The 6925-nt window shown below is 43.8% G+C and carries 8 protein-coding genes; 6 read left to right on the top strand and 2 right to left on the bottom strand.

Features of this window, described 5'->3' with window-relative positions; genetic code table 11:
* Positions 1-369: 369 nt before the first annotated feature.
* From ACEW9O_RS24545 to ACEW9O_RS24520, 6 genes are all read left to right on the top strand, one after another.
* Positions 370-846 (top strand): hypothetical protein, encoded by a 477-nt coding sequence (locus ACEW9O_RS24545; protein WP_373552866.1) that lies wholly within the window; start codon positions 370-372, stop codon positions 844-846.
* Complete coding sequence (locus tag ACEW9O_RS24540) at positions 836-1375, top strand: helix-turn-helix domain-containing protein (protein ID WP_373552865.1); 540 nt, start codon at positions 836-838, stop codon at positions 1373-1375. Before ACEW9O_RS24545 ends, ACEW9O_RS24540 begins: the two co-directional genes overlap by 11 nt.
* Before the next feature lie 75 nt (positions 1376-1450).
* A complete protein-coding gene (locus tag ACEW9O_RS24535) occupies positions 1451-2008 on the top strand; it encodes a dihydrofolate reductase family protein (protein ID WP_373552864.1) in 558 nt (185 codons plus the stop codon).
* 119 nt (positions 2009-2127) lie between these two features.
* Complete coding sequence (locus tag ACEW9O_RS24530; RefSeq protein ID WP_373552863.1) at positions 2128-2310, top strand: hypothetical protein; 183 nt, start codon at positions 2128-2130, stop codon at positions 2308-2310.
* Between the two features lie 86 nt (positions 2311-2396).
* Positions 2397-3659 (top strand): DUF2911 domain-containing protein, encoded by a 1263-nt coding sequence (locus tag ACEW9O_RS24525; RefSeq protein WP_373552862.1) that lies wholly within the window; start codon positions 2397-2399, stop codon positions 3657-3659.
* A gap of 82 nt (positions 3660-3741) precedes the next feature.
* Positions 3742-4644: a radical SAM/SPASM domain-containing protein gene (locus ACEW9O_RS24520; RefSeq protein WP_373552861.1), complete on the top strand. Its 903-nt coding sequence runs from the start codon at positions 3742-3744 to the stop codon at positions 4642-4644.
* A 51-nt stretch (positions 4645-4695) separates the two neighbouring features.
* On the opposite strand, the gene ACEW9O_RS24515 is transcribed toward ACEW9O_RS24520, so the two are convergent.
* Together ACEW9O_RS24515 and gmd are read right to left on the bottom strand one after the other, a co-directional pair.
* The gene (locus ACEW9O_RS24515; RefSeq protein WP_373552860.1) at positions 4696-5628 is read right to left on the bottom strand and encodes a GDP-L-fucose synthase family protein; all 933 of its coding nucleotides are present in this window, start codon (positions 5626-5628) and stop codon (positions 4696-4698) included.
* A 17-nt stretch (positions 5629-5645) separates the two neighbouring features.
* Entirely contained in the window at positions 5646-6764 is a 1119-nt protein-coding gene (gene gmd, locus ACEW9O_RS24510; RefSeq protein ID WP_373552859.1) for a GDP-mannose 4,6-dehydratase, read from the bottom strand.
* Positions 6765-6925: the final 161 nt, after the last annotated feature.

The raw sequence follows: 6925 nt of genomic DNA, 5'->3' as shown, positions 1-6925 counted from the left end.
ATTTTTGCTTTGGCTTGTTGCTTCCCTGATCTGCTTTTGCTATCTTTGACATGGGCTGGTTTTGGTTGGGTTTTTCTTCGCAAAAGCAAATTTAACCGGATCAGCCTATTTTTTTAGCGGAGATTCATGCAACAACGCCTTCTTGCACATGGATAGAGATAATGAAACAGAGATTTCTTACACTATATTAAATTCATTGCATAGAAAATAAACACAATACAACATCGAACAATACTTACCTTACAACCGCTCGCTAAACGCGACAGTGTGACAGGTAAGCAACCATTCACAATAACTCAAAAAATTATTGATTCAGTAAATAAAATTTACGATATTTGCAATAATACTGCCTTTTGAAGCAAAAGTAAGATGAAACTAATCGACACATCGTCTGGTGATTTAGTTGAAGCGATTATCCTGGAGATTGAGCCTAAGGACTTTCAAAAGGTTAAGAAAGGAAAAGGGTTTGTCTTTGACTGGTCAGTTGAAGAAAAGCATGATGTGTATAAAATCTGCTTGAAAGGTGAAGAAACAAAAATTCTAGGTTTACTTTCTTTGATTGATCATCCGGCAGAGCTGAGAATTCACATCAGCCTGATTGAGGTAATCAAAGAGCAGGTAGGTCAAGGGAAAACCCTGGATAACATTGCTGGCTGTTTGATTGGCTTTGCTTGCGGCATTGCCTTCAGAAAAGGATACGAAGGGTTCGTTTCTTTGTTGCCAAAGACCAGGTTGATTGATTTGTACCAAGAAAAATATGGGTTTCGCCAGTATGGAAGACTACTTGCGTTAGCGCATGAACAATCAAAACGTGTCATTGACCAATACCTTGGAGATGAAAAATAATGAAAATATCTATCGGGAGTTGAGCAAACAATTCACTGATCAGGAGATTGTAGAAGGCTACGTGTTTCCAGCCGATTTGGAAGAGCAGGAAAAAGAGGCTATTGAGGCAGAATTCAGAGCCTTACGCTTAAAAGCTCTAAAGGAAAGCACTGAGGAACAAAGGTTGTTGTCGGCACTGATGCGCATGAAATTACTGATCCAAGATTATCTTGGGCGAAGTGATTTTGAAAAAGAATTTTCATTTGCACACCAGTTAGAGCAGTACATCAAACTAATTGGTCGAAGCCAAAAGGACTTTGCTGTGGAGATTGATCTTCATCCAACTAAACTAAGCAGGCTCCTCAATGGAAGAGACAATCCCAATAATGAGCTGGTGTATCGATTAGAAAAACATTGTGGGAATGTCATTCCCGCAATCTATTGGTGGAAGTTGTACGCCAAGCAATTGGAGGATGAAATAAAAACGAATGAGCGTTTAAGGATCATCGAATGGGAGAAAGTCAAAAACAATCTAAAGTTCAGAGCCTGAAAGTATTGGGAACAATCGCTTCCCGAAAATTGCTTCCTAAGCGTTGAATGCGTGGGAAGCCAAACGTTCGATCACATGAAAAAACTCATTGCAGCCATCAATATGACCCTTGACGGGGTTTGCGACCATACGGCAGGCCTGCCAGATGAAGAAATACATCAACATTACACGGAACTCTTAAATGACGCAGGTGCGATTCTATACGGCAGAATCACCTATCAATTGATGGAATATTGGCAACCTCTGGTAAAAAATCCTTCAGGTGAAAAATCAATGGACGACTTTGCTCTGGCCATAGACAAGGTTCCCAAAATTGTCTTTTCACATACGCTGAAAAATGTAGAATGGGACAGTGCTAAATTGTCAAATCAAACTCTTGAAGAAGAAGTTTTAGCACTCAAACAACAAGCGGGTGCAGCCATTTTAGTGGGCAGTCGGAGTTTAATTGTACAGCTAATGAAACTCAATTTGATTGATGAATACCAACTTTGTGTTCACCCGGTAGTGGCTGGAGGCGGTTTGCCATTGTTTGAAAACATGCACGATAGAACCATTCTTAAACTCATAAAGACTAAGACCTTTAGTGGTGGTGCCATAACGCTTTATTATGAACCGACAAATGAAAACCACTAAAACACCAAAGCCATGTTGGAAAAAGATTCATTTTAAGGAGAAGCCTGGATTGATGCCATAAAAAACACCGCAACATACCATATTGTGGTTTTCGGATTGACAGTGATGACTCCCTTTACGTGCAAAACACCTCGCATTTTGTAGCCAATATCAATACTGAAAATTGCCAAAGCAATTGTAGCTTTGGCTATCAATGGGATTTCGGAGATGGCAGCATGGGAATGGGCTACCACACTACGCACAGCTACAGCAATACTGGCATTGAATTATATTTCAAAACCTGGCACGTTTGGTTCATTTGAAAACACTTGAAGACGAAATAAAATTGAGTCCATAGGGAAATATACCCTGGCAAAAGCCAAGTAGAAGAAGCAATTCGAGTTTTGCTTTGTCGACTTTGGTGGGTAAACCGTGTGGATGTACTACAACCCAATCAATTCAAATCGAAAAACATCATGTCATGAGTACCTCAACGAAAATCGTGATTGTGCTGGTCTTTATTTTTTTTGGGACCAATAGCTTTAGCCAAACAAACAAACTCTATACAGCCTCCTTTATAGGCCGCATGGGGGTAGATACCGTCCTCGTTGAGACCTACACCCTAATTAACAACCATCTTTACGGGAAAGCCTTTGTTCGAGTGCCAGAGGATTATATTGGCGAATTCAGCATTCATTTTTACCCGGATGGCAGCATCAGGGAATTTAATGTTTCGGCAATGAACCCTTTCAACAGTTCCGTTCCTTTTTCGGCGAAGTCTGGTGCATTTGAATACCGGTTAAACATGAACTGCAAAAATGACACTTGCACCTACTACAATTCAATTATTGGAGAAAGTGCTGAAAAAATTTACAAGCATCCGGCTTCAAAAGTAGATTTTGTTGGAGGTTGGGTTCCATTTATTTCCTTGATGGAATGGCAGTGCAGGCGATTGGTTCAATCCGGACAGCAGGAACTTCCCCTAAAAATGATCAATCACAATATTGGGGTTTACGACATAGGGGTTCATTTCCTCAATAAGGATACCATCATTTTTGGCGGCCCTTTTCTGGAATACACTAAAATCAAAATTGATCATGCTGGAAAAATCCTCGGTGTTGATGGGATAGGTACACCCTGGAACTATTATGTCACCAATCATGCCCCCATTAATATTGACGAGATTGCCAAAAGAATGGCCAAGACAAAAGGAATTGGGATTCCATCTCCTACCGAAACCATTCAAACTGAAATACAAGGCTCAAAGATTAGCCTCACTTATGGAAGGCCATACAAACGTGGAAGATCTATATTTGGTGGGGTAGTGCCTTATGACACCTTGTGGAGAACTGGCGCAAATGGGCCAACAGTTTTGACCATTCAAAATGACATTAAGGTAGGGAACACTTTAATTCCCAAAGGCAAATACAGCATTTATACCATACCCAAAAAGGAGGAATGGTCACTTATCTTCAGTACCGATGTAAAATCCTGGCCTACAGACCCTAACAGAAGCAAAGACTTTGCTCAAGTTGTTATTCCAATTGAAAAAACCAAAAAAATCAGGGAGCAATTTACTATTGAAATTGTTGAAACAAAAAGCAATGGTGAAATCCGGTTTAGTTGGGACGATGTTATGGCTGTTGCTAAATTTGAGGTAATGAAAGAGTAAGATTGCTTAATGCCAAAAACTTTTTAGACCTTCGCCCCACTCATTACCAACCTGTTGAACCGAATTGAGACCAAACAGACTCATGTTCAAAAGAATCTACCTTGAAATCTCCAATATCTGCAATGTGCAGTGCTCTTTTTGTCCGGTGGTCGAAAAAGACAAAAAATTAATGGACCCTGCTGAATTTGAGGCCATCCTGAAACAAGTAGCGCCCCTGACTGAAATCGTCTGTTTGCACCTGATGGGGGAACCACTGGCTCATCCTAAGTTTTTACAAATATTGGAGATTTGTGAACAGTACAATACCCAAATCGACCTGACCACCAATGGCATTTTGATCAAAAAATACAAGGATCAGCTCATCAACGCCAGCTGTGTTCGACAAGTCAACTTCTCCTTGCAGGCTTTCAAAGACAATTTTCCGGATCGGGACATTGAGCCTTACCTCTTGCCCATCTTTGAGTTCGTACAATCGGCTCATGAGCTAAGACCTGCCCTGTACACCAATTTTAGATTGTGGAATCAGGAAAGCAACGCGGCGGACAATGAGGACATCTACACAAAAATCGAAGCCTACTTCAACCTAGAGATCAACCGAAACCTCGAGCTAGGTTTGATCAAATCCAAACGAATTTGGAACAGGCTTTACCTGCATTTTGATTCCCGGTTTGAATGGCCCTCTTTTTTATTGCCCCATCAGGGCACCCAAGGACGTTGTCATGGCGCCGTCAATCACATTGGCATCCACGCAGACGGTTCGGTGGTTCCTTGTTGTTTGGACAAAAATGCGGTGATCAATTTGGGCAATGTCAAAGAACAAACCTTGCAAGAGATTCTCAATAGCGAGCGGTTTACAAAGATGCGCAATGGTTTTTTGAATGGCGTATTGGTAGAAGATTTTTGTCAGCATTGTACCTTTATCAATCGGTTCAATAAGGCGGCGAAGAGGGTGGAGCAGGCTGTGGAGGAGGAAAATGCTAGGTAAACGGCTGGATTGCGTCTGGACCCATCATTCACGGCAATAACTGCTAATCTCTCATACCTCAGCAAATAGAGCCCTCTTTCTATAAACCCCTTCAATCCCCTCGTGCAACTCAATCGTATGCTTCCAGCCAAGCGCATGAATTTTCGACACGTCGAGCAATTTGCGGGGCGTGCCATCCGGTTGGGATCGATTCAACTTAATTTCCCCATTGAAGCCCACGATTGAGCGGATGAGCTGCGCCAAAGCCAGTATGGATTGATCTTCCCCAGTTCCAATGTTGATGTGGCTGGCTTCATTGTAGTGGAGCATCAAAAAAAGGCAGGCTTCAGCCAGATCGTCCACGTGCAGGAATTCCCGCAGGGGTGTTCCTGTACCCCAAATTTCGACGCTGGAGTCACCATTGACTTTTGCCTCGTGGAATTTTCGGATCAGGGCGGGCAATACATGGCTCGTCTGCAAATCGTAATTGTCGTTGGGCCCGTACAAGTTGGTAGGCATCGCGGAAATAAAGTTGCAGCCGTACTGGCTTCGATATGCCTCACAAAGTTTGATGCCGGCGATTTTGGCGATTGCATAGGGCTCGTTGGTCGATTCAAGGAAGCCTGACAGTAGGTACTCTTCTTTCAGCGGTTGCGGGGCCAACTTGGGGTAAATGCACGAAGAACCCAGGAACAACAATTTTTTCACCCCGTACGCATGCGCTGCATGGATGACGTTGTTCTGGATCATCAGGTTGTCATACAAAAAATCGGCCCGATAGGTATTGTTGGCCAAAATGCCGCCAACCTTGGCCGCAGCCAAGAAAAGGTACCCGGGTTGCTCAAGTTGAAAAAACGCATTGACCTGATCGGGATTGCGCAAGTCAAGTTCGTTTGATGTTCGAACCACCAAATTGTGATATCCCTTTTTTTCCAGGTTTCTAATGAGTGCAGAGCCGACCATTCCGCGGTGACCAGCAACGTAAATTTTGCTTGACAGTTCCATTTTTGAGGTGCATTTTTTTATTCAAATTCATTTTTTACCATAAAACCAGCTTCTCGGAGCACTCGGTTCTGTTGGAACAATTCCAAATCTGAGGCTACCATCTCCTGGACGAGTCCCGCCAAGCCATAGTTGGGTATCCAGCCCAATTTTTCCCTGGCTTTTGTGCTATCCCCGATTAAAAGCTCCACTTCGGCCGGACGGAAATAACGTGGATCAATGGCCACAACTTCCCGCCCTGGACGCAAGAAAAACTCCGAATTGTGCGACTCCGCCACAATGCCGATTTCCTCCCGTCCGGCTCCCCTGAACTCGAGTTCCACCCCGATCTCCTGAAAGGCCAGGCGCACAAAATCGCGAACACTGGTGGCCACACCGGTGGAGATCACAAAATCCTCGGGCACGGGCTGTTGAAGCATCAGCCACATGGCTTCGACGTAGTCTTTGGCGTGGCCCCAGTCGCGGCGGGCGTCCAGGTTGCCGAGGTAGAGTTTGTCTTGCAAACCCAACCCAATCTTGGCCACTGCACGGGTTATTTTGCGGGTCACGAAGGTCTCGCCTCTGAGGGGGCTTTCGTGGTTGAACAAAATGCCGTTGCAAGCATACATGTTGTACGCCTCGCGGTAGTTGACCGTGATCCAATAGGCATACAATTTGGCCACTCCGTAGGGCGATCGAGGGTAAAAAGGGGTACGCTCGGTTTGGGGTACTTCTTGCACCAAGCCATACAATTCGGAAGTGGAGGCCTGATAAAACTTCGTTTGTTTCTCCATACCCAAAAGACGAATGGCTTCCAAGAGCCGGAGCGCCCCAGTTCCATCGGCATTGGCGGTGTATTCTGGCGATTCAAAACTAACCTGTACGTGGGATTGTGCACCCAGGTTGTAGATTTCATCGGGTTGCACTTCCTGAACGATGCGAATGATATTCGTCGAATCGGTCAAATCGCCGTAATGCAAGAAAAAAGTCAAATCTCCCTCGTGAGGATCTTGATAAAGGTGATCAATGCGGGTGGTATTGAACAAGGAAGAGCGGCGTTTAATGCCGTGTACTTCGTACCCTTTTGCCAACAACAACTCACTGAGGTAGGCACCATCCTGGCCAGTCACCCCGGTGATCAAGGCTCTTTTTTTAGACATTTTTATGTGATTTATTTTATTTATACCTCACGGAGTGAGGATTTGTGCAAATGACTGAAAGTTTAATGTTAAAAGAGATTTGAGCTCATCTTTACGAACCGGACAATGATTAATGTCGAACATAGCTTGGACGATAGCTTGATGAAAGATTTTAGCTGATT

Origin of the sequence: Haliscomenobacter sp. (assembly GCF_041740695.1) — a bacterium.
GTDB lineage: Bacteria > Bacteroidota > Bacteroidia > Chitinophagales > Saprospiraceae > Haliscomenobacter.
Note: the sequence above shows the minus strand (reverse complement) of the source record. Positions and strands in the feature narration are given on the sequence as shown.

What these genes read in the sequence shown, in the direction of transcription:
- ACEW9O_RS24545 (WP_373552866.1), top strand. Translation starts at nt 370, where the DNA reads ATGAAACTAATCGACACATCGTCTGGTGATTTAGTTGAAGCGATTATC.
- ACEW9O_RS24540 (WP_373552865.1), top strand. Translation starts at nt 836, where the DNA reads ATGAAAAATAATGAAAATATCTATCGGGAGTTGAGCAAACAATTCACT.
- ACEW9O_RS24535 (WP_373552864.1), top strand. Translation starts at nt 1,451, where the DNA reads ATGAAAAAACTCATTGCAGCCATCAATATGACCCTTGACGGGGTTTGC.
- ACEW9O_RS24520 (WP_373552861.1), top strand. Translation starts at nt 3,742, where the DNA reads ATGTTCAAAAGAATCTACCTTGAAATCTCCAATATCTGCAATGTGCAG.
- ACEW9O_RS24515 (WP_373552860.1), bottom strand. Translation starts at nt 5,628, where the DNA reads ATGGAACTGTCAAGCAAAATTTACGTTGCTGGTCACCGCGGAATGGTC.
- gmd (WP_373552859.1), bottom strand. Translation starts at nt 6,764, where the DNA reads ATGTCTAAAAAAAGAGCCTTGATCACCGGGGTGACTGGCCAGGATGGT.